The organism is Lysobacter luteus (assembly GCF_907164845.1).
GTDB lineage: Bacteria > Pseudomonadota > Gammaproteobacteria > Xanthomonadales > Xanthomonadaceae > Novilysobacter > Novilysobacter luteus.
The window spans coordinates 2510952-2529937 of the sequence record NZ_OU015430.1 but is presented as its reverse complement, the minus strand read 5'-3'; the positions used below and the strand labels follow the sequence as shown (position 1 = coordinate 2529937).

Annotated in this window: 22 protein-coding genes, 1 tRNA gene and 1 pseudogene; 19 read left to right on the top strand and 5 right to left on the bottom strand. The window is 70.9% G+C overall.

The genetic code is table 11. From position 1 onward, the window contains the following. Nucleotides 1–498 (bottom strand): hypothetical protein, encoded by a 498-nt coding sequence (locus KOD61_RS11905; RefSeq protein ID WP_215218872.1) that lies wholly within the window; start codon nucleotides 496–498, stop codon nucleotides 1–3. Between the two features lie 487 nt (nucleotides 499–985). On the opposite strand from KOD61_RS11905, the gene KOD61_RS11900 reads away from it, so the two are divergent. From KOD61_RS11900 to KOD61_RS11855, 10 genes are all read left to right on the top strand, one after another. After that, entirely contained in the window at nucleotides 986–1333 is a 348-nt protein-coding gene (locus tag KOD61_RS11900) for an EF-hand domain-containing protein (protein ID WP_215218871.1), read from the top strand. A gap of 102 nt (nucleotides 1334–1435) precedes the next feature. Continuing rightward, nucleotides 1436–2179 (top strand): HAD family hydrolase, encoded by a 744-nt coding sequence (locus KOD61_RS11895; RefSeq protein ID WP_215218870.1) that lies wholly within the window; start codon nucleotides 1436–1438, stop codon nucleotides 2177–2179. A gap of 98 nt (nucleotides 2180–2277) precedes the next feature. Then, the gene (locus KOD61_RS11890) at nucleotides 2278–2775 is read left to right on the top strand and encodes a hypothetical protein (RefSeq protein ID WP_215218869.1); all 498 of its coding nucleotides are present in this window, start codon (nucleotides 2278–2280) and stop codon (nucleotides 2773–2775) included. Nucleotides 2776–2911: 136 nt separating this feature from the next. Beyond that, on the top strand, nucleotides 2912–3352 hold the full coding sequence (locus tag KOD61_RS11885) for a hypothetical protein (protein ID WP_215218868.1): 441 nt from the start codon (nucleotides 2912–2914) through the stop codon (nucleotides 3350–3352). Nucleotides 3353–3428: 76 nt separating this feature from the next. Next, nucleotides 3429–4298 carry a hypothetical protein gene (locus KOD61_RS11880; RefSeq protein WP_215218867.1) on the top strand — a complete coding sequence of 290 codons (870 nt, stop codon included), beginning with the start codon at nucleotides 3429–3431 and terminating at the stop codon, nucleotides 4296–4298. A 55-nt stretch (nucleotides 4299–4353) separates the two neighbouring features. Next, nucleotides 4354–5379, top strand: coding sequence for a tRNA dihydrouridine(20/20a) synthase DusA (dusA, locus tag KOD61_RS11875; protein ID WP_215218866.1), 1026 nt, complete (start codon nucleotides 4354–4356; stop codon nucleotides 5377–5379). Beyond that, nucleotides 5376–6287: an arginine deiminase-related protein gene (locus tag KOD61_RS11870; protein ID WP_215218865.1), complete on the top strand. Its 912-nt coding sequence runs from the start codon at nucleotides 5376–5378 to the stop codon at nucleotides 6285–6287. Before dusA ends, KOD61_RS11870 begins: the two co-directional genes overlap by 4 nt. Nucleotides 6288–6435: 148 nt before the next feature. Beyond that, nucleotides 6436–6810, top strand: a complete 375-nt coding sequence (locus KOD61_RS13045; protein ID WP_251370592.1) for a PepSY domain-containing protein — start codon at nucleotides 6436–6438, stop codon at nucleotides 6808–6810. A 64-nt stretch (nucleotides 6811–6874) separates the two neighbouring features. Continuing rightward, on the top strand, nucleotides 6875–7558 hold the full coding sequence (locus KOD61_RS11860) for a response regulator transcription factor (protein ID WP_215218864.1): 684 nt from the start codon (nucleotides 6875–6877) through the stop codon (nucleotides 7556–7558). A 126-nt stretch (nucleotides 7559–7684) separates the two neighbouring features. After that, nucleotides 7685–9082, top strand: coding sequence for an ATP-binding protein (locus tag KOD61_RS11855; RefSeq protein WP_215218863.1), 1398 nt, complete (start codon nucleotides 7685–7687; stop codon nucleotides 9080–9082). A gap of 7 nt (nucleotides 9083–9089) precedes the next feature. Here the strand turns inward: KOD61_RS11855 and KOD61_RS11850 are convergent. Together KOD61_RS11850 and KOD61_RS11845 are read right to left on the bottom strand one after the other, a co-directional pair. Continuing rightward, nucleotides 9090–9861: pseudogene (locus tag KOD61_RS11850) on the bottom strand (M90 family metallopeptidase). Beyond that, on the bottom strand, nucleotides 9858–10109 hold the full coding sequence (locus tag KOD61_RS11845) for a hypothetical protein (protein WP_215218862.1): 252 nt from the start codon (nucleotides 10107–10109) through the stop codon (nucleotides 9858–9860). Before KOD61_RS11845 ends, KOD61_RS11850 begins: the two are co-directional and overlap by 4 nt. Before the next feature lie 164 nt (nucleotides 10110–10273). Between KOD61_RS11845 and birA the strand changes: the two genes are divergently transcribed. The 9 genes from birA to KOD61_RS11800 all read left to right on the top strand — a co-directional run bounded on the left by birA (nucleotide 10274) and on the right by KOD61_RS11800 (nucleotide 17097). Next, nucleotides 10274–11284, top strand: coding sequence for a bifunctional biotin--[acetyl-CoA-carboxylase] ligase/biotin operon repressor BirA (gene birA, locus KOD61_RS11840; protein ID WP_215218861.1), 1011 nt, complete (start codon nucleotides 10274–10276; stop codon nucleotides 11282–11284). Further along, nucleotides 11281–12042 carry a type III pantothenate kinase gene (locus KOD61_RS11835; RefSeq protein WP_215218860.1) on the top strand — a complete coding sequence of 254 codons (762 nt, stop codon included), beginning with the start codon at nucleotides 11281–11283 and terminating at the stop codon, nucleotides 12040–12042. Before birA ends, KOD61_RS11835 begins: the two co-directional genes overlap by 4 nt. Nucleotides 12043–12051: 9 nt before the next feature. Next, a complete protein-coding gene (locus KOD61_RS11830) occupies nucleotides 12052–12717 on the top strand; it encodes an SPOR domain-containing protein (RefSeq protein WP_215218859.1) in 666 nt (221 codons plus the stop codon). A 40-nt stretch (nucleotides 12718–12757) separates the two neighbouring features. After that, nucleotides 12758–12833 (top strand) — tRNA-Thr (locus tag KOD61_RS11825). A 16-nt stretch (nucleotides 12834–12849) separates the two neighbouring features. Beyond that, on the top strand, nucleotides 12850–13773 hold the full coding sequence (rocF, locus tag KOD61_RS11820) for an arginase (protein WP_215218858.1): 924 nt from the start codon (nucleotides 12850–12852) through the stop codon (nucleotides 13771–13773). Between the two features lie 133 nt (nucleotides 13774–13906). Beyond that, the gene (locus KOD61_RS11815) at nucleotides 13907–14071 is read left to right on the top strand and encodes an entericidin A/B family lipoprotein (protein WP_215218857.1); all 165 of its coding nucleotides are present in this window, start codon (nucleotides 13907–13909) and stop codon (nucleotides 14069–14071) included. A 174-nt stretch (nucleotides 14072–14245) separates the two neighbouring features. Continuing rightward, nucleotides 14246–14446: a CsbD family protein gene (locus KOD61_RS11810; protein ID WP_215218856.1), complete on the top strand. Its 201-nt coding sequence runs from the start codon at nucleotides 14246–14248 to the stop codon at nucleotides 14444–14446. A 138-nt stretch (nucleotides 14447–14584) separates the two neighbouring features. Further along, nucleotides 14585–15904 carry a tryptophan--tRNA ligase gene (locus tag KOD61_RS11805; RefSeq protein ID WP_215218855.1) on the top strand — a complete coding sequence of 440 codons (1320 nt, stop codon included), beginning with the start codon at nucleotides 14585–14587 and terminating at the stop codon, nucleotides 15902–15904. Nucleotides 15905–16038: 134 nt separating this feature from the next. Then, on the top strand, nucleotides 16039–17097 hold the full coding sequence (locus KOD61_RS11800; RefSeq protein WP_215218854.1) for a GGDEF domain-containing protein: 1059 nt from the start codon (nucleotides 16039–16041) through the stop codon (nucleotides 17095–17097). Here KOD61_RS11800 and KOD61_RS11795 read toward each other — a convergent pair. Both KOD61_RS11795 and KOD61_RS11790 read right to left on the bottom strand, forming a co-directional pair. Then, nucleotides 17094–17477, bottom strand: coding sequence for a VOC family protein (locus KOD61_RS11795; protein WP_215218853.1), 384 nt, complete (start codon nucleotides 17475–17477; stop codon nucleotides 17094–17096). The two genes, KOD61_RS11800 and KOD61_RS11795, sit on opposite strands and share 4 nt — an antisense overlap. Nucleotides 17478–17533: 56 nt before the next feature. Next, nucleotides 17534–18934 carry a dihydrolipoamide acetyltransferase family protein gene (locus KOD61_RS11790; protein ID WP_215218852.1) on the bottom strand — a complete coding sequence of 467 codons (1401 nt, stop codon included), beginning with the start codon at nucleotides 18932–18934 and terminating at the stop codon, nucleotides 17534–17536. Nucleotides 18935–18986: the final 52 nt, after the last annotated feature.

Below are 18986 nucleotides of genomic sequence, written 5' to 3'. Positions count from 1 at the left end.
TCAGGACAGGGCCTTGGACGCCTCGAACGGTAGCGGGCGGGCCCCGGAACTCACAATGCGCGGCTCGACCGCGGTCAGCAGCTCCTTGGTGCCGTCGATCACGACGAGGATGTTGCCGGCTTCGATTTCGTCATGGAACTTGCGGCGGATCGGGTCGGGCAGCGAGGACCCCATGAGCGCCGACGCCCATGAGCCGACCGCGGCACCGGCGATCGTGGCGGCGGCCGCGCCAGCGAGGGTGATCCCCAGCGGCGGGATCGCTATCGCGACGAGACCGGCGAGCAGGCCGGCACCGGCGCCATAGCCGGCGCCGCGCACGGCGGCCGGCAGCATGTCGGTATCGGCTTCCTTGCGGTCGTCGGGGATACCGTCCATCTCAACGTCCGAGCGTGCCACCAGCAGGATGTCCTCGTCTGGCACGCCGGCGTCGCGCGCGGCGCGGATCGCCGCTTCGGCGGCAGGCAGGTCGGGGGTGGTGAACACGTGTCGCAGCTTCATCGGTCGGTCCCGTCGATCCGTGGGCGGGGCGTGGCGGCTCCCAAGGGGGCTGGCCACGGCAGCAGGCATCGACCCCAGTCTCCGCCGCGACGGTGACCCGGACGTGATGAATCCGATGCCCGGCCGACCGCCGCTCCGCGGCCCGGCGAGACCGGCACGTCGCGGTATTACGCCCCGCGCTTTTCGTGAAGGTTGTGTTGGCGTTCAGCCGGGAGTTATTCCACCCCAGCCCCGCAGGTCGGAGCCGCGGACGTCGCGTCCCGACGCCTGCCATGGCCCGCCGCAACGGAGGTTAAGCCAACGTTGGGCTAACGATCAGCGGCCGGTCATCGTTCAGCGCCATCGCCACACCGTGCAACCGCGGCACAGCACTCCATTCGACAAGCCGCGGGTGCCCGGACGCTGGCCGGGCACACCCATCCATACCGGCGGACCTGCCGCCGGACATTGCGGACATCCCCATTCCGCACATCCCCCAGGAGCTCCCATGAAGCACACCTTCCGTATTTCCTTCCTTTCCGCACTGGTCGTCGCGCTGGTGGCGCCGGCCGCCTTAGCGCAGGACGCCGTCACCGAAGCCGCGCCCGACCCGGCGGCACAGGCTGCGCCGGCCGAGAGCGCGGCGACGCAGAAGACCAGCTGGAACGACGTCGACGTCGACCAGGACGGCAAGCTCAGCCAGTCCGAAGCCGCCGCGGTGCCGGCGCTGGTGGCCGTGTTCGCCGAAGCCGACGCCGATGCGGACGGCGCCCTGACCCCGGACGAGTACCAGGCCTATGTGGCCAAGGTGCAGGGTGGGGCAGCCGCGGGCGCGGATACCGGCAGCGGCGGGTAAGCCGCGACTCCAGTCCCACCGGGGGCGGCCTTCGGGTCGCCCTCGTGCGTCGTGGGTCGGGCTGCACGACGGTGAGACGCGGGCGTCCTTCATACTCGGCCGATGGATTCGATCGCGATGGTCGGCTTCGATGCCGACGACACCCTCTGGCGCAGCCAGGATTTCTTCGACGCCGCCCAGCTCGAGTTCGAGCGCATCCTGGGCCGTTACATCGACCTGGCCGATGCACGCGCGCACGAGCGCCTGTACGAGGTCGAAAGCCGCAACATCGCGGTGTTCGGCTATGGCGTCAAAGGCATGGTGCTGTCGATGATCGAGGCCGCCGTCGAGCTGACCGACGCGCGTATCGCGGCCACCGACCTGCACCGCATCGTCGGCCTCGGCAAGGACCTGCTGCGGCATCCGGTTGAACTGCTGCCGGGCGTGCGCGAAGCGGTCGAGGCGATCGCCGCCGACTTCGAGGTCGTGCTGATCACCAAGGGCGACCTGTTCCACCAGGAAGCGAAGGTCCGCGACTGCGGGCTGGCCGGCCTGTTCCGGCGCATCGAGATCGTCAGCGAGAAGGACCCGCCCACCTACGCGCGGCTGCTGGAGGAGTTCGACCTGCCGGCCCACCGCTTCGTGATGATCGGCAACTCGTTGCGTTCGGACATCGCACCGGTGCTGGCGCTCGGTGGATGGGGCATCCACGTGCCGTACCACACCACCTGGGCGCACGAGACCGGGGTGGAGATCGCGGCCGACGAACCCCGCGTGCGCATTGTCGCCACCGCCGGGGAACTGCCTGCGGCGGTAGCGGCGCTGGCGCAGGCCGCGCGCTCGGGTGGGTTCCGGAACGATTGCTGAGCGTGAAGGCGATGTCGGCCAAATATTAAAAACCGGTTCACGGTTGCCCGGGCATGGTCGATCCGTGCCCGCCGCCGCGGGCGAACCCAGGAGTTCCCATGGCCATCGCATCGACCCTTTCCCGCTGGCTCGCCCCGGTCGTCCTCGCTGCCGGTTTCGGCGTCTTCGCGATGGCGCCGGCCCCGGCCCAGGCGCAGAGCAGCCAGGACATCGCGCGCGTCATCGTCGACGTCGCCGATGTGATCTTCCGCAGCGGCCAGCCCTATTACCGGCACGGCAACTACGGCCACAACGATCGCCTGATCGTGGTGCGCGACCGGTACGGCCGCCCGACCTACTACCGCCAGGTCAATCGCGCCTATCGCCCGGGCCCGCCTTACGGCGTGGCGCACGGCTACTACCGCAACGGCCCCGGCAACACCCGGGTGAAGTGCAACAAGCACGGCAAGTGCAAGGTCCAGGGGCATTACTATGACGCCCGCTACGACCGCGACCGCCATGACCGACGCGACCGCTACAGCCGCTACGACCGTTACAACCGCTACGACCGGTATGACCGCGACGATCGTCGCCGCCGCGACCGCTGGGACGATTGACCCCCAGCCGGTCGCAGTTCCAGGAAACGGCACCGTCTGCGCGGTGCCGTTTTCGTTGGTGCCCGGTGCCGCGCCGCGGCATGAACGCCGGCATCCGGATCGGGTAGCCTGCGGGCATCCACCATCGGGGAATCCCATGAACCAGCGCCTTGCTCCCATCGCACTCGTCGCCGGCCTGCTGCTGGCCGTCACGTCCGCCCCCGCCGCGGCCGACGGGTCCATCGACTGCGAACTGCGCTTCGACCTGTCGGGCTGGTCGGCGTTCTACAAGACCGGCAAGGGCAGCGGCACGGTGAGTTGCGACAACGGCCAGAGCATGGCGGTGCAGATCAGCACCAAGGGCGGCGGCCTGACCTTCGGAAAGACCAAGATCGAGGACGGCCGCGGCGAGTTCTCCGGCATCGACAGCATCGACGACGTGCTGGGCACGTATGTCAGCGCCGAGGCGCACGCCAGCGCCGGCAAGTCGAGCAAGGCCCAGGTCATGACCAAGGGCGATGTCTCGCTGGCGCTGGCCGGCAAGGGCGAGGGCTGGAGCCTGGGCGTTGCTTTCGGCAAGTTCGTGATCACCCGCTGACCGGCATCGGCCGATTTCAGAACCCGTTCACCCCGGATGCGGAGGATCGGCACTCCCGGCCCGCAGGAGACACCCCATGAAATCGGCAACCCGCTTGCTCCGCACGCTCGGCCTGACCACGGCGCTTGCCGCGGCGGCAGGCCTGGGCACCGCTTCGGCCCAGACCGTCAACTGGGATCCGCGCACCGGCGACGTGTGGGTGGACACTTGGCTGGACGACATCAACCGGTACGGCGGCCGTTACCAGCAACCGTTCGTCGATGAGATGGTCCGCTACTACGGCGCGCCGCGGGATCTGGTGACCTCGCTGCTGCTGGAGCGCGACTGGGAACCGGGCGACGTGTACTACGCCTGCGCGATCGCCCAGGTGGTCGGCCGTCCGTGCCGTTACGTCGTCGACGAGTGGGAACGCGATGGCCGCGGTGAAGGCTGGGGCGCGCTTGCCCAGCGCATGGGCATCAAGCCTGGCTCGGCCGAGTTCCACCAGCTCAAGCGCGGCTTCGTGTCCAGCTATGACCGCTGGGGTCGCCCGATCCGGATCGACGACGACCTCTACGACGATTACCCCGAGCGAGCCCGCCTTATCCGCGAGGGTCGGGACGACCGCAACTGGCGCCGCGACGATGATGACGACCGGGGCAACCGTGGCAATGCCGGCAATGCCGGCAACGCCGGTCGCGGCAACGACGGCAACGACGGCAACCGCGGCAACGCCAATGCCAACCGTGGAAATGGAAACGGAAACGCCAACGCCGGCAATGCCGACAAGGGCCGTGGCAACAGCGGCAAAGGCAACGGCAACCGCGGCGACAAGGGTAACGCCGGCAACAATGGCAACGGCAACAAAGGCAATGCCGACAAGGGCCGCGGAAATAACGGCAACGGCAACGGCAACAGCAACGGCAACAGCAACGGCAACGGCAAGGGCAACGGGCGCGGCGGCTGATCCCCAACGCCGAAACCGGCCCGGCCCGCCGCGGCCGGCCCGTACAATTGCGGCGATGCCCAGCACCGCCGTCATCGCTCCCGACCAGTTGCGCCTGTCCGTCGCCCCGATGATGGACTGGACCGACACCCACTGCCGGGTCTTCCACCGGTTGCTGGCGCCGCACGCGCGGCTGTACACCGAGATGGTGCACGCCAACGCCGTCATCCACGGCGATCGTGGGCGGCTGCTGGCGCTGGACCCGGTGGAGCACCCGGTCGCGCTGCAGCTGGGTGGCAGTGAACCGGAGTTGCTGGCCCGGGCCGCACGCCTTGGCGCCGAGGCCGGGTTCGACGAGATCAACCTCAATTGCGGCTGTCCGTCCGACCGGGTCCAGGCCGGGCGTTTCGGCGCGTGCCTGATGCGCGAGCCCACGCTGGTGGCGGCATCTGTCGCAGCCATGGTCGAAGCCTGCGACGTGCCGGTCACGGTCAAGTGCCGGCTCGGCGTGGACGACGACCACGACTACGGCCGCTTCCGTGCCTTCATCGACGAGGTCGCCGCGGGCGGCTGCCGGATGTTCGTGGTGCATGCACGCAACGCCTGGCTGCAGGGCCTCAGCCCGAAGGAGAACCGGGAGGTCCCGCCGTTGCGTTACGACTGGGCCTACCGGCTCAAGCGCGAACGCCCCGACCTGCAGGTGCTGGTCAATGGCGGCATCGCCACCGCCGAGGAGGCGACCGCGCACCTGCAGCACGTCGAGGGGGCGATGCTTGGCCGCGCGGCCTACCACACGCCCTACCTGCTGCACCGGCTCGACGTGGCGTGGTTCGGGGGCGAGCTGCGCAGCCGCGCCGAACTGCTGCGCGCGTTGCAACCCTACGTCGAGGCGCAGCTCGCGAGCGGGGTGTTCCTCAAGCACATCACCCGGCACCTGCTGGGGCTGTTTGCCGGCGAGCGCGGGGGCCGCGCATTCCGCCAGGTGCTCAGCGAAGGTGCCCACCGGCCCGGAGCCGACTGGTCGCTGGTGGAGCGCGCCCTCGCGGTGACCGAGTCGTTCGCCGCGCCAACCGCGCCATCGCTTCCACAGGCTTCTGGATGATCACGCGCGATATCGAGCAGTTCCTCGCCGCCGCGCGCCGTGCACCGTCCGACTTCGGACCCGCCACCGCGCGCGCGGCCTTCCTGGTAGCGCCGGACGGTTTCCGCCTGGCGGGCCAGTCGGCGGCCGACAACCACTACATGGCCGACGCCGGCGCCTTCGACGCCGCGCGCGCTTCGGCGCAGCACCGCGACCTCCACCGCGCCATCGCGCAGGTGCTGCCGGCGGTGTGCTTCGCCGGCGACCCCGAAACCCCGGATGCGCTGTTCCCCAACAACGTGTTCGCCACCACCGCGGGCCGCTACGTGGTCGGACGCATGCGCCACCCGGTGCGCCAGCGCGAGGCGACCCGCGCCGACATCCGCGGGTTCTTCGGTGGGGTGCTCGACTACGCCGAGATCGACCTGTCGACCCAGCCGCATCCGTGCGAACTGACCGGCGCGCTGGTGATCGACCGCGCGCGCGGACTGGGGTTCGCCGGACTGTCGGAGCGCTGCGACGCGGAGGGCGCGCGCCTGATGCACGAGGCGCTCGGCATGCGCGCGACGCTGGTGTTCGACCTCGCCGACGGCGAATACCACACCAACGTCGTGCTCGCCGTGCTGGCCGGTCGCGCGGCGATGGTCTGCCCGGGCGGATTCGCCGACCCGGCGGTGGTCGACGCGATCGCCGCGCTGTACGCGCCGCACGCAATCATGCTGTCGCCGGCCGAGCACGCCGCGTTCGCGGGTAACGCGATCGCACTGTCGGAAGACACCGTGTGGATGAGCGACGGCGCCGGCCGCGCGCTGGCGCCGGCGACGCGCGAGGCGCTCGCGGCCGCCGGGTTCGCGCTGCACACCGTTGGCATCGACGCGATCGAAGCCGGCGGCGGTTCGCTGCGCTGCTGCATCGGGGAGGTCTACTGAAGCACCCGCAACGGGTAACGTGGCCGGGCCTGAACCGCGACCACGGTGTGAAGAAAAAGTTCAGATCGGATTCACCGCCTGCTTCCAAGAATGGCCGTCATCCTCTTCAACGCCCGTCCCGCGCACCCTCGCGGCACCCGGAGTGTCCATGTCGATCCGTAGCGCCACCATCGTCGTCCTGCTGCTGCTGACCACCGTCTCGGCCAGTGACGCCCTGGCCCAGCGCACCCGCGACAACTCGCGCGAGTCCAACCGCGAGCTCGCCGAGCGCCGGGCCGGCCGTGACCACCAGGGCCACGGCCACGAGCGCGACGCCGACCACACCGCGCTGTCGGCCGCCGTGCGCCGGGTCGAGCGCCGCACCGGCGGCCAGGTCCTCAGCGCCGAGCGGGTTCCCTACGACGGCCGCGACATCAACCGCATCAAGGTGGTCGACGCCAACGGCCGGGTCAGGGTATACGTCGATGACCCGCGCGGACGGCCGGCGCCACAGCCGTCCCGTACACGCGGCGACGACAACTGAACGTCCACGATCCAGCCAACGGCCCCTGTTCAGCGGCGCCGACCGACCCGTACAAGGAGTACCCATGCGCATCCTGCTGGTTGAAGACGAAGCCCCGCTGCGCGAGACCCTGGCCGCCCGCCTGAAGCGCGAAGGTTTCGCCGTCGACGCGGCGCAGGACGGCGAGGAAGGCCTGTACATGGGCCGCGAGGTGCCGTTCGACCTGGGCATCATCGACCTCGGCCTGCCGAAGATGTCGGGCATGGAACTGGTCAAGGCGCTGCGCGAGGAAGGCAAGAAGTTCCCGGTGCTGATCCTGACCGCGCGCTCGAGCTGGCAGGACAAGGTCGAGGGCCTCAAGCAGGGCGCCGACGACTACCTGGTCAAACCCTTCCACGTCGAGGAACTGCTGGCACGGCTCAATGCGCTGGTCCGCCGCGCCGCCGGCTGGAGCAAGCCGACCCTGGAGTGCGGTCCGGTCACGCTCGACCTCGCCGCGCAGACCGTCAGCGTCAACGGCAGCAACGTCGACCTGACCAGCTACGAGTACAAGGTGCTCGAGTACCTGATGATGCACGCCGGTGAGCTGGTCTCGAAGGCCGACCTGACCGAGCACATCTACCAGCAGGATTTCGATCGCGACTCCAACGTGCTCGAGGTCTTCATCGGCCGGTTGCGCAAGAAGCTCGACCCCGATGGTGCGCTCAAGCCGATCGAGACCGTCCGCGGCCGCGGCTATCGCTTCGCGATTCCGCGCAGCGGCGAGTAACCGCGCGCGTGGTGCCGGGCGCTCGCATCGGCGCCGGCGGCCTTGTAACGTGCCGCGCATGCCGATGACCGTCCCCTGCGCCCGCGCAGCATCCAACCCGATACCGGCCCCGGCCGGCCCCGTGCGATGAGCTGGGGCCGGCCGCGTTCGTTGCAGGCGCGCCAGCTGCTGGGCGCCAGCCTGGGCCTGGTGGCGTTCCTCGCGCTGGCCGGCTACGCGCTGGACCGCGCGTTCCTGGACACGGCCGAAAGCAACCTCCGCCAGCGGCTGCGCAGCTACGCGCTGGCCTATGCCGACAGCGAGTTTGCGCGCGACGGCACCTTCATCCCGCCCTACACCTCGCCCGACCCGCGGTTCGACCGTCCCGGCAGCGGCCTGTATGCCGAGGTCGTGCTCGCCGACGGCCAGCACTGGGACTCGGCCTCGTCGGTCGGCCCGATGCTGCCGCCGGCGGACATGCTCGGTGCGCGCGAGGAGGTCTTCGAGCGCCAGTTGCCGATCACCGAGATCAGCGGCGAGATCGGCGAGGTGTACCGCTACGGCCGCGGCCTGGTCTATGCCAGCGGCGACGACCCCACCGCCGAAGTGCCGTACACCGTCTACATCCTCGAGGACACCACCGCGCTGAGCCGGCAGGTCGAGGTGTTCCGCGCGGCGCTGTGGCGTTACCTGGGTGGCGCGGGGCTGATCCTGCTGCTGTTGCAGGCGGTGATCCTGCGCTGGAGCCTGCTGCCGCTGCGCCGGGTCATCACCGAGCTCAAGCGCGTCCAGCGCGGCCTGGCCTCGCGCATGAGCGAGCGCCACCCGCGCGAACTCGAACCGCTGGCCGAAAGCATCAACGCCTTCATCGAAAGCGAGCGGCAGAACCTCGACCAGCAACGCAACACGCTGGCCGACCTCGCCCACAGCCTGAAGACGCCGCTGGCGGTGCTGCGCGCACGGTTGGACGACAACGCGCCGGAGGCCGAGCTGCGCGACGAGGTCGACGCCCAGCTGCGGCGCATGAACGACCTCGTGTCGTACCAGCTGGCCCGCGCGGCGTCGGGTGGCCACACGCTGTTCGCCGCGCCGGTCGACGTCGAGCCGCACGCCGAGGAGCTCGTGCGCAGCCTGGAGAAGGTGTACGCCGGCAAGGGCGTGCTGTGCGAGTTCGACGTCGCCGAGGGCGTGCAGTTCCTGGGCGAGCCTGGCGACCTGCAGGAGCTGCTTGGCAACCTGCTGGAGAACGCCTTCAAGTGGGCGAAGTCGCGCGTGCTGCTGACCGTCAAGCCCGGCGAGACCGCGCCCAACCGGCGCCCGGGCCTGATGATCGCGGTCGATGACGACGGCCCCGGCATCCCGCCGGAGAAGGTCGCGCTGGTGCTGCAGCGCGGCGTGCGCGGCGACGAGCGCGTGCAGGGCCACGGCATCGGCCTGTCGATCGTGCAGGACCTGGTCCACGGCTACCGCGGCACGCTCGATGTGCGCAAGTCGGACGAGCTTGGCGGTGCACGCTTCGAGGTGCAGTTGCCGCCGCGGTTGTAGGTGCCGGTTACGCGAACGGAGGTGGGCCGTACAGCCGCTCCAGATGTGCCGCCACGTCCGGCAGCGCCGCACGCAGCGTGGCGGGATCGCTGAAGTGGTACTCGGTGGCCACCGCGAAGAACTCCTCGGGCGCCTCGGCCGCGTAGCTGTCGATCGCGGTCGGGGTTCCCGCCTCGACCTGGGCGACGAACCCGTCGAACGCGCGCTGGAAATCACGCGCCCACGTCCGCTGCCAGGGCCGCGGCAGGGGCGGGGTGCCATCGAGCACGCCGTCGAGGCTGTCGAGCTTGTGGGCGATCTCGTGGGCGGCGACGCAGAAGCCGGCGCGCGGTTCGTCGCAGTCGGCCTGCACGTCGGCCCAGGACAACACCACCGGACCCGCCTCCCAGGCCTCGCCGATCAGCTCGTCGTGCCCTTCGTGCAATACGCCCGCGGCATCGACATGGCTGCGCTGCACCCGGAACGCGTCGGGATAGACGATCAGCTGGGACCAGCCGTGCAGGCCTTCCTCGCCGAACTCCAGCAGGGGCAGGCAACACGCGGCGGCGAGCATGCCGCGCTGGAGCGGGTCGAGCGCGAGGTCGCCGACCGGGGTGATCGCCTTGTCGTGCAGGAAGCGGGCGGCCAGCGATTGCAGCCGCGCGTCACGGGCCGGGTCGAGTGCGGCCGCCCACGGCAGTGCCGCGCGAATGTCGCGCCACAGGGGAAGGGGAATGGGGGTCGGTGGCGGGCGCCACCAGCGCCGGAGCAGGTCGAGCAAACCGGGCCGCGCGGCTCAGCGGAACATGCCGGGCAGGAAGCTGTGCCAGCGCGGCGAACTCACCCGGGTGGCGGTGTCGCTGTGGATGCTCGGCTTGATCCGGGTTTCGCGCGCCTCGGCGCGGGCGGGCACCGCGGCGGGCTCGCCCTTCGCGACGACCGCGGCGTCCTTGCAGGCACCGCTGTTGGGCGAGCTCATCTTGATCTCGCGGGCGGCGACGCCGGCGCTGAGCGCAATGAACACCAGGCAGATGCAGAGTCGCAGCATGGCAAGCCTCGGGCCGGAATCCGGTCAGTTGGCGACTATAACGCGAAATCCGGCAGCGGGTGGCCGGGTGCTGCAGGGCAGCGACAACCGGGCCTTGGCGGCCCGGCATAATCGCCCCATGCCTGTTATCCGCCCCCCGTGCCTTGCTGTCGGAACCCCCGCCCATGGATGAGCGCACGCTGCTCGCGCGCCTGATCGAAGGTCCCGTGTCCGGCGACACCCTGGCCCGCGAGACCGGCCAGACCCGCGCCTCGATCTGGAAGCGGGTCGAGGCACTGCGCGAGGCCGGCGTGCCGATCGAGGCCCAGGCCGGGCGCGGCTATGCGCTGGCACAGCCGTTCGACCTGCTCGACACCGACGCGATCGCCGCGCACCTGCCGCCGGCGGTCCGTGCGCGCACCGCGGCGGTCGAGGTCGCGTGGACGATCGATTCCACCAACAGCGAGCTGCTGCGGCGCCCCCTTGCCGAAGGCGCCGGCGGCACCGCGACGGTACTGCTGGCCGAACGGCAGACCGGTGGGCGCGGCCGCCGCGGACGCGAATGGGCATCGCCGCTGGCCGCGCACCTGTACCTGTCGTTGTCCCGCGGTTTCGCCGGCGGCCTCTCACGGCTGGGCGGGCTGAGCCTCGTGGCCGGCATCGCGACGGTCGAGGCGCTCCATGGGCTTGGTTTCGTCGGTGCGCGGCTGAAGTGGCCCAACGACATCGTGGTGTCCGGTGGCGACGGCATGCGCAAGCTCGGCGGCCTGCTGGTCGAAGGCGGTGGTGAACATGCCGGCCCGGTGCGCGCGGTGATCGGGCTGGGCCTCAACGTGCGCATGCCCGACGGGTTCGCCTCACGGATCGACCAGCCGTGGTGCGACCTGTGCGGCCTGTCATTGGACGGTTCGCCGCCGCTGTCGTCGCGCAACGCACTCGCGGCCGCGGTGATCGAACACTGGGTCGAAGCCCTGGACGAGTTCGACGCGGTCGGGCTGGCGCCGTTCCTGCCGCGCTACCAGGCGCTGGACGCGCTTGCCGGATGCCAGGTCGATGTCGTCGGCCCGCAGGAGCGGTGGTCCGGCGTCGTGCTCGGGCTGGCCGAAGACGGCGCGCTGCGGTTGCGGCTGGACGACGGCAGTGAGCGCGGCTTCCACGCCGGCGAGGTCAGTGTGCGCCGGACGGACCGGACATGAGCGGCTGGGTGTTCGACCTCGGCAACACGCGCCTGAAGGCGGCGCCAGTCGACGACGACGGCCGGCTCGGCCCGGTGCTGGCGATCACCCATCGCGGCACGGACCTGGGCGCCGAGATAGAGCGCCGACTGCCGGCTTCGATCGGCACCGCGACCGTGGCCAGCGTCGCCGGCGAACCGCTGCGGGTCGCGCTGCTGGACGCCCTGACGCGGCGTGCGCGGCGGATCTCGCTGGCAACCACGACCAGCCGGTGGGACGGTCTGCGGGTCGCGTACGCCGACCCGTCGCAGCTCGGCGTCGACCGCTTCCTGGCGATGCTCGGGGCCTGCGCCGCCGGGTCCGGCGCGGTGCTGGTCTGCGGGGTCGGCACTGCGATCACGATCGACCTGGTGGATGCCGACGGTCGCCATCGCGGGGGTCGCATCGCGCCATCGCCGGACCTGATGCGCGAGGCCCTGCACGACCGCGTGCCGCAGCTGGCGCCGGTCGGTGGTACGTACCACGCGTTCGCCGACGACACCGACGATGCGCTGGCATCGGGGTGCCAGGGCGCCGCCATCGGGCTGGTCGAACAAAGCCTCGCGTCCGCCGCGCGTTTGCTCGGCGAAACTCCGCGGCTGGTGCTGCACGGCGGCGGGGCGGCGGCCCTCGCACCGCGCCTGCCTGCCGGCGACCTGCACCCGGATCTGGTGCTGGAAGGCCTCGCGCGCTGGATACGCCCGGCAAGCGCGGTCGTGCCGGCCCCCGGCGCTGCTTAGAATCGCCGGATGCTGACCCGCGCCCTGATCGTCATGTTGCTCGTGCTCAACCTCGGCGTCGCGCTGTGGTGGATCAACCGCCCGGCCCCTGCGGCGCCAGCGGTCGAGCCCCTGCCGCCGGGCGTGCACCGCCTGCAACTGGTTTCCGAACTGCCGGCCCGCCCGGAGGCGCCGCCGCCGGTCGCAGCGGCCGTGGTCGACCGCTGCCTGCGGTTCGGTCCTTTCGCCACGGCGGCCGAAGCCGGCGCGGCGCGCGAGCAACTGGCACCGCGCGTGATCCAGGTGCGCCCGTACCGCGACTACCCCGGTGACGCGCGCAGCTGGAAGGTGATCCTGCCGGCCGCGGCCGACATCGCGGCCGCCGAGGCGGCCGCACAACGCATTGCCGCGGCCGGGTTCCGCGACTGGTTCGTGATCCGCGACGGCGAGGACGCGCGCGCGGTCGCGCTGGGGCTCTATCGCAACGAGGCGTCGGCGCAGGAGCGCGCCACGGCGCTGCGCGAGGCGGGGTTCGCGGTCGAGACGGTGCCGGTTGGTGCCGGTCCCGTGCGGCACTGGCTGGATGTGTCGGTGCCGGCCGGTTTCGACGCCGCGGACACGCAGCGGCGCATCGAGACGCCGGGGCAACCGGTGGACTGCGGTGCGCTGGCCGAGCCCGAACCGGTCGCGCCCTGACCGCGGAAGGCGCGGGCGTCCGCGTTAGAATGGCCGTTTCGCCGGCTTAGCTCAGTTGGTAGAGCAACCGCCTTGTAAGCGGTAGGTCGTCAGTTCGACTCTGACAGCCGGCACCAGGTCAAGGAGACTGCCATGAGCCGCATCCATCCCCCTGTTTCGATCATTGGCGCGCCCACCGACGTCGGTGCCGGCGACCGCGGCGCACGGCTGGGGCCGGAGGCGCTGCGTATCGCGGGGCTGGGCGAGGCGCTGGCTGCCCGCGGCGTGGACGTGCTGGACCGCGGCAACCTCGAAGGCCCACGCAACCCTTGGCTGGGTCCGGTCGAGGGCTACCGCCACCTGAACGAAGTGACCGAGTGGAACCGGCTGGTGATGGAGGCGATGCACGCCGAGCTCGCCGGCGGCCGCATGCCGATCCTGCTGGGCGGTGACCACTGCCTTGGCCTGGGCTCGATCACCGGCGTCGCGCGCTACTGCCGCGAGGCCGGCAAGAAGCTGCGCGTGCTGTGGCTGGACGCCCACGCCGACTTCAACACCAGCCAGGTCACCCCGTCGGGCAACATCCACGGCATGCCGGTGGCGTGCCTGTGCGGCCTGGGCCCGCGCGAACTGACCCACCTCGGCGGTGACGCGCCGGCGATCACGCCCGACGTGGTGCGGCAGATCGGCATCCGCTCGGTCGACCAGGGCGAGAAGAAGCTGGTCAAGGAGCACGGCCTGGACATCTACGACATGCGCTACATCGACGAGGTAGGGATGAAGCGCGTCATGGAGGAAGCGCTGGACGGCATGGACGACGACACCCACTTGCACGTCAGCTTCGACGTCGACTTCCTCGACCCCAGCGTCGCGCCGGGTGTCGGCACCACCGTGCCGGGCGGCCCGAACTACCGCGAAGCGCAGCTGTGCATGGAGATGATCGCCGACAGCGGCCGGATGGCCTCGCTCGACATCATGGAGCTGAACCCGATCCTCGACCGCAACAACGCCACCGCGCTGGTCGCGATCGACCTGGTCGAGAGCCTGTTCGGCAAGTCCACGTTGATGCGCGACTGACGCGGCTGAACGGGCGCGTCGCCGCGCGCCGCGGCTGCACGCGCGCTTCACGCCTGCCTACGCAATGTTCGGCCACGGTCGTGTTCCGCAACACGCGCGGCCCCGTCCAAGCCCATTGCCTAGGAGATTCCCCATGAAGCGTCTGCTCGCCCTGCTGCTGCTGTCCCTGTTCTCGATGGGCACCCTCACCGCCTGCAACACCATGGCCGGCGTGGGTGAGGACATCGAAGCCGCCGGTGACAAGATCGAGGACGAGGCCGAAGGCCACATCGATTGCGATACCTCCGACGAGTGCTGATCCCCGCACCGACGGAATGAACGGAAGGCCGGAGCAATCCGGCCTTTCGCTTGTGTGGGCCTCGGACTCATCGCCGCTTAACGCCACCGACACCCCGCGCGAATGTCCGGTCGGCGATGGTGGAGGCGTGGTACGGCGACGTACCGCTTCCCCACACGCAAGAGGAGGCAACGCATGAACAAGGACATCATTTCCGGCAAGTGGTCCCAGCTCAAGGGCAAGGCCCAGGCACGCTGGGGCGACCTGACCGACGACGACTTCGACGTCGCCGAGGGCAACGCCGAATACCTGTCGGGCCGCCTGCAGGAGCGCTACGGCTGGAACCGCGACCGCGCCGACCGCGAGGTGCGGGACTTCAGCGACACCCTGCACTGACCGATTTGCAGGCTCACCCGCAACGGGCCGGAAACGGCCCGTTGCCTTTTGTGGCGAGCGAGGCGGCACACCGGTCGCGGGTCCGGTCCGCACGCGGCGCCGCGCTAGACTGGCGGGCCGTCCGCCATTGCAAGCGTCATGCAGCCCACTCGCGTCCTCACCGGCATCACCACCTCCGGCACCCCCCACCTGGGCAACTACGTCGGCGCGATCCGGCCGGCGATCGCCGCCAGCCGCGAGCCGGGCGTGGAGAGCTACTACTTCCTTGCCGACTACCACGCGCTGATCAAGGTGCAGGACCCGGCGCGCGTGCAGCGCTCGACGCTGGAGATCGCCGCCAGCTGGCTCGCCTGCGGGCTCGAGCCCGACCAGGTGCGCTTCTACCGCCAGTCCGATATCCCCGAGACCACCGAGCTGACCTGGCTGCTGACCTGCGTCGCCGGCAAGGGCATCCTCAACCGCGCACACGCCTACAAGGCCGCGGTGGACCGCAACCGCGAGGCCGGCGAGGACGACGATGCGGGCGTGACCGCCGGGTTGTTCATGTACCCGGTGCTGATGGCCGCCGACATTTTGCTGTTCAACGCGCACAAGGTGCCGGTCGGGCGCGACCAGATCCAGCACATCGAAATGGCGCGCGACTTTGCCCAGCGCTTCAACCACCTGTACGGCGAGCACTTCGTGTTGCCCGAGGTCGTGATCGAGGAGCAGGTGGCGACGCTGCCGGGGCTCGACGGTCGCAAGATGAGCAAGAGCTACGACAACACCATCCCGCTGTTCGCGCCGCGCGGGGAGCTCAGGAAGCTGATCTATTCGATCGTCACCGACTCGCGTGCGCCAGGGGAGGCCAAGGATGCCGACACTTCGAACGTGTTCCAGCTGTACCGCGCGTTTGCATCGACCGGGGAGACGTCGGCGATGCGCCAGGCGTTCGCCGACGGCATCGCCTGGGGTGACGCGAAGGCAGCGCTGTTCGAGCGCATCGACGCCGAGGTCGCCCCGCTGCGGGAGAAGTACGAGGCGCTGATCGCGCAGCCGGCGCAGATCGAGGAGATCCTGCGCGCGGGCGCGGCCCGCCTGCGCGAGGAACGCGCGCTGCCGACCCTGCGCGCGTTGCGCGATGCGGTCGGGCTGCGCAACCTCGCCGCTGGCGCAGACGCGCGCGGCGCCGGCGCACCCACGCGCCCCGTCGCGCTCCCGCAGTTCAAGCAGTACCGGGAGGCCGACGGCCGGTTCTACTTCAAGCTGGTGCAGGGCGATCGCGTGTTGCTGCAGAGCGAGGGATTCGACTCGCCACGCGACGCCGGGCTGCGGATCGCCGCGATCAAGCGCGATGGCCTGGACCCCGCCGACGGCGTGGTCGCCAGTGCGCCTGATGTCGCCAACGAGGACGTGCTTGCCGCGCTGGCGGCGATGCGTGCGGCCGACGCCGAGAAGTCGGCCAGCCGCGCGGATTGACCGCGGCGGAACGCGACAACAACAGCGCGCCGACTGCCTGAACGCATGCGGCGGCGCGCCGTCGAGTGGGGCGTCCATCACGGGACAGCGGTAGGGCGACCGTTACCCTGCGCAGGAACCCGCCGCCCCCGCCCATGTCTTCCAGCCTCCTGTCACGCGTGCCCGATCGCCTGGTGCCCGGTGTCGACATCGACACCGCCGGCGGCGCGCCCGTGCCTCCCACGGGGCGCGGCGACGAGGCGCTGGGTGACATCGTGCGGCTTGCCGCCCTGCTGTGCGACGCGCCGGCCGCGGCCATCGCGCTGGTGGATGGCGGGTGGTTCCGCCTGGAGGCGGGCACCGGCGTAGTACGGGACGCGCTGCCGCGCGACAACGCACTGAGCGAACGTGCGATGGCCGACCCTGGCGCCACGCTGGTGGTCGACGACATCCCGGCGGGTGAAGCCCGGACGTTCCCGATCGCCGGCGGTGCCGCGCGGTTCTACGCCGGCCGCGCGCTGTGCGACGCCGAAGGCCACCCGATCGGGGCGATCTGCGTCCTCGACCTGGTCGCCCGGACGCTGGATGCCCGCCAGCACGAAGGCCTGGAGATCCTGGCCCGGCAGGCGCAGCGCCTGCTGGAACTGGACCGCCACGCGCGCCAGCAGCAGCTTGAACTGACCGAGCACCGCGACATGACCCGCGCTCTCGAGCACCGCGCGACCCACGACACGCTGACCGGCCTGCTCAACCGCGACGCTCTGGCGCAACTGCGGCAAAGCCCGCAGGCGCTCGCGCGGCTGGCGGCCGGCCCGTATTGCCTGATGCTGCTCGACATCGACCACTTCAAGCAGGTCAACGACCGCCACGGCCACCTGCTGGGCGACAACGCGTTGCGCCAGGCCGCGGCCGCGGTGGCGGCAGCCATCCGGGCTGACGACGTCGCGGTGCGTTTCGGTGGCGAGGAGTTCCTGGTGGTGTTGCCGTCAACCTCGCTCGCCAGTGCGGCGGAGATCGCCGAACGCATCCGCCAGAGCGTGGCACTGCTGGCGCTGCCGTTTACGTTGACCCTGTCAGCCGGCGTCGCCGCCGGCGACCCGTCGCGGGACCTGCCGGAGGAGGTCTTCCAGCGCGCCGACCAGGCGCTGTACCGGGCCAAGGCCGGCGGGCGCGACCGCGTGGTGGTCGACGATACCGAGCGGGTGGACCGCTAGTCCCAGCGGTGGGGCGCCGGCCGGCCGTTGTCGTCGCGCAGGGGCACTACGCAGAAGCGTTGGCCGTCGGGCGCCTGCATCACCCACCAACGTTTGACGAACGCGACGCGGGTGGCGCCGAGCGCCTCCAGTCGCGCCACCTCGGCGTCGATGTCGTCGGTCTCGATGTCCAGGTGGACGCGCGAGGGGTGGTCGACCTTCTGCACCTCCACGTGCAGGTCACCCGGCACGCCAGCGAACTCGGCGTACTGGCCGGTGCCGCCCGAATCGGGGTCGGCCACCCGCAGGCCGAGCGCGGCGCTCCAGAAGCGGGCCGTGGTGTCGAGGTCGTCGCTGCGGCTGTCGATGATGAAGCCGGCCAGGCGGCTGTGGTGGGCCATGGCGTCCTCCGGAAGTAAAAAGGGCGCACCGTGTGGTGCGCCCCCTGTGTCGCAGCCTACTGCGGCGCGCCGAGGTCGTCGAGCAGCGCCTTGAGGAACCGGGCGGCCTCGCCGCCGGTGCAGGCGCGGTGGTCGAAGGTCAGCGAAATCGGCATGCGACGGTGCACCTCGATGCCGCCCATCACCGCCACCACGTCGTGGGAGAGCTTGCCGGCGCCGACGATGGCGACGGTCGGCGGCACGACCACCGGGGTCGCGTAGCGGCCGGCGAACATGCCGAAGTTGGACAGGCTGATGGTGTACCCCGACAGCTCGCTGGCGGGGATGCTGCGATCCTCCACCTGCGCCCGCAGGCGCTGGATCGCGCCGCGCACGCCCGCGGCATCGAGCATGTCGGCGTTGCGCAGGGCCGGCACGAACAGGCCGTCGTCGGTGTCGACCGCGATGCCGATGTCGACCTGCGGGTGCATCGTCCGCACCAGCTTGTCGCCGTCGAACCACGCATTGAGCGCCGGCACCGCCTTGCAGGCCGCGACGATCGCGCGGATCAGGCGGGCGGTGATGTCCTGCTTGCCGATCCAGGCGTGGAGATCGGCGTCGTCGCACAGGGTGGTCGGGACCACCTTGCTGTGCGCGTCGGCCATGACCCGCGCCATGTTGCGGCGCACGCCCTTGAGCTGTTCGGGCTGGCCGCTGGCGGCCACGCCTGGCGGCTGCGTGCGCATCGGCCGGCCCCCCTGCGACAGCGTGCTGCGCTGGGCCGGGGCAGGAGCCGATGCCGCCACCGGGGCCGCCGCGGCGGCGCGCGGAGCCGGTGCCGCGCCGAGCACGGCCGACCCGTCGGCGGCCGCCTGCTTGACGTCGGCCATGGTCACCACGCCATCGGTGCCGGTGGTACGCACGCGGGCGAGGTCGACCTTGAGCTTGCGCGCCAGCGCCCGTACCGCGGGCATCGCCTTGACCCCGCCGATCGTGCTGGCCTGCTCGCTGCGGACCGCGTCGGAGGACTGCATCGCACCGACCACCGTGCCGCTGTCCTGGCGCGGCTCGCCCTTCGGTGCCGGGGCACCCTCGTCCTCGATCGCGCCGCCGTCGTCGGAGGCGACCACGCGGTCGTCCGGCGCCGGGTCGTCGCTGCCGACGCCTTTTCCGGGCTGGCCACCCCCGTGGTGGTGGCCCGTGTCCTGGCCCTCGGCGCGCTGCGGCATCGACGGATCAACCTCGAACTCGGCCAGCATCGCGCCGGTGGTGATGACGTCACCGGCGGCGCCGGCCAGCTTCAGCACCTTGCCCGAGACCGGCGAGGGCACCTCGACCACGGCCTTGGCGGTCTCCATCGAGACGAGCGCGTCGTCCAGCCTGATCGTATCGCCGACCTTGACGGTCCACTCGACGATGGTGGCGTCGGGCAGGCCTTCACCGAGGTCGGGCAGGAAGAAGGTTTTCTTGTTGCTCATGGCAGTCCTTCGTTTGCGGGGGCGCCGTGGGCGCCCGGGCAGTGCTTGGAAT

What these genes read in the sequence shown, in the direction of transcription:
- KOD61_RS11860 (WP_215218864.1), top strand. Translation starts at nt 6,875, where the DNA reads ATGCGCATCCTGCTGGTTGAAGACGAAGCCCCGCTGCGCGAGACCCTG.
- dusA (WP_215218866.1), top strand. Translation starts at nt 4,354, where the DNA reads ATGCCCAGCACCGCCGTCATCGCTCCCGACCAGTTGCGCCTGTCCGTC.
- KOD61_RS11830 (WP_215218859.1), top strand. Translation starts at nt 12,052, where the DNA reads ATGCTGACCCGCGCCCTGATCGTCATGTTGCTCGTGCTCAACCTCGGC.
- KOD61_RS11890 (WP_215218869.1), top strand. Translation starts at nt 2,278, where the DNA reads ATGGCCATCGCATCGACCCTTTCCCGCTGGCTCGCCCCGGTCGTCCTC.
- KOD61_RS11835 (WP_215218860.1), top strand. Translation starts at nt 11,281, where the DNA reads ATGAGCGGCTGGGTGTTCGACCTCGGCAACACGCGCCTGAAGGCGGCG.
- birA (WP_215218861.1), top strand. Translation starts at nt 10,274, where the DNA reads ATGGATGAGCGCACGCTGCTCGCGCGCCTGATCGAAGGTCCCGTGTCC.
- KOD61_RS11805 (WP_215218855.1), top strand. Translation starts at nt 14,585, where the DNA reads ATGCAGCCCACTCGCGTCCTCACCGGCATCACCACCTCCGGCACCCCC.
- KOD61_RS11880 (WP_215218867.1), top strand. Translation starts at nt 3,429, where the DNA reads ATGAAATCGGCAACCCGCTTGCTCCGCACGCTCGGCCTGACCACGGCG.
- KOD61_RS11895 (WP_215218870.1), top strand. Translation starts at nt 1,436, where the DNA reads ATGGATTCGATCGCGATGGTCGGCTTCGATGCCGACGACACCCTCTGG.
- KOD61_RS11855 (WP_215218863.1), top strand. Translation starts at nt 7,685, where the DNA reads ATGAGCTGGGGCCGGCCGCGTTCGTTGCAGGCGCGCCAGCTGCTGGGC.
- KOD61_RS11815 (WP_215218857.1), top strand. Translation starts at nt 13,907, where the DNA reads ATGAAGCGTCTGCTCGCCCTGCTGCTGCTGTCCCTGTTCTCGATGGGC.
- KOD61_RS13045 (WP_251370592.1), top strand. Translation starts at nt 6,436, where the DNA reads ATGTCGATCCGTAGCGCCACCATCGTCGTCCTGCTGCTGCTGACCACC.
- KOD61_RS11800 (WP_215218854.1), top strand. Translation starts at nt 16,039, where the DNA reads ATGTCTTCCAGCCTCCTGTCACGCGTGCCCGATCGCCTGGTGCCCGGT.
- KOD61_RS11845 (WP_215218862.1), bottom strand. Translation starts at nt 10,109, where the DNA reads ATGCTGCGACTCTGCATCTGCCTGGTGTTCATTGCGCTCAGCGCCGGC.
- KOD61_RS11885 (WP_215218868.1), top strand. Translation starts at nt 2,912, where the DNA reads ATGAACCAGCGCCTTGCTCCCATCGCACTCGTCGCCGGCCTGCTGCTG.
- KOD61_RS11905 (WP_215218872.1), bottom strand. Translation starts at nt 498, where the DNA reads ATGAAGCTGCGACACGTGTTCACCACCCCCGACCTGCCTGCCGCCGAA.
- KOD61_RS11900 (WP_215218871.1), top strand. Translation starts at nt 986, where the DNA reads ATGAAGCACACCTTCCGTATTTCCTTCCTTTCCGCACTGGTCGTCGCG.
- KOD61_RS11870 (WP_215218865.1), top strand. Translation starts at nt 5,376, where the DNA reads ATGATCACGCGCGATATCGAGCAGTTCCTCGCCGCCGCGCGCCGTGCA.
- KOD61_RS11790 (WP_215218852.1), bottom strand. Translation starts at nt 18,934, where the DNA reads ATGAGCAACAAGAAAACCTTCTTCCTGCCCGACCTCGGTGAAGGCCTG.
- rocF (WP_215218858.1), top strand. Translation starts at nt 12,850, where the DNA reads ATGAGCCGCATCCATCCCCCTGTTTCGATCATTGGCGCGCCCACCGAC.
- KOD61_RS11810 (WP_215218856.1), top strand. Translation starts at nt 14,246, where the DNA reads ATGAACAAGGACATCATTTCCGGCAAGTGGTCCCAGCTCAAGGGCAAG.
- KOD61_RS11795 (WP_215218853.1), bottom strand. Translation starts at nt 17,477, where the DNA reads ATGGCCCACCACAGCCGCCTGGCCGGCTTCATCATCGACAGCCGCAGC.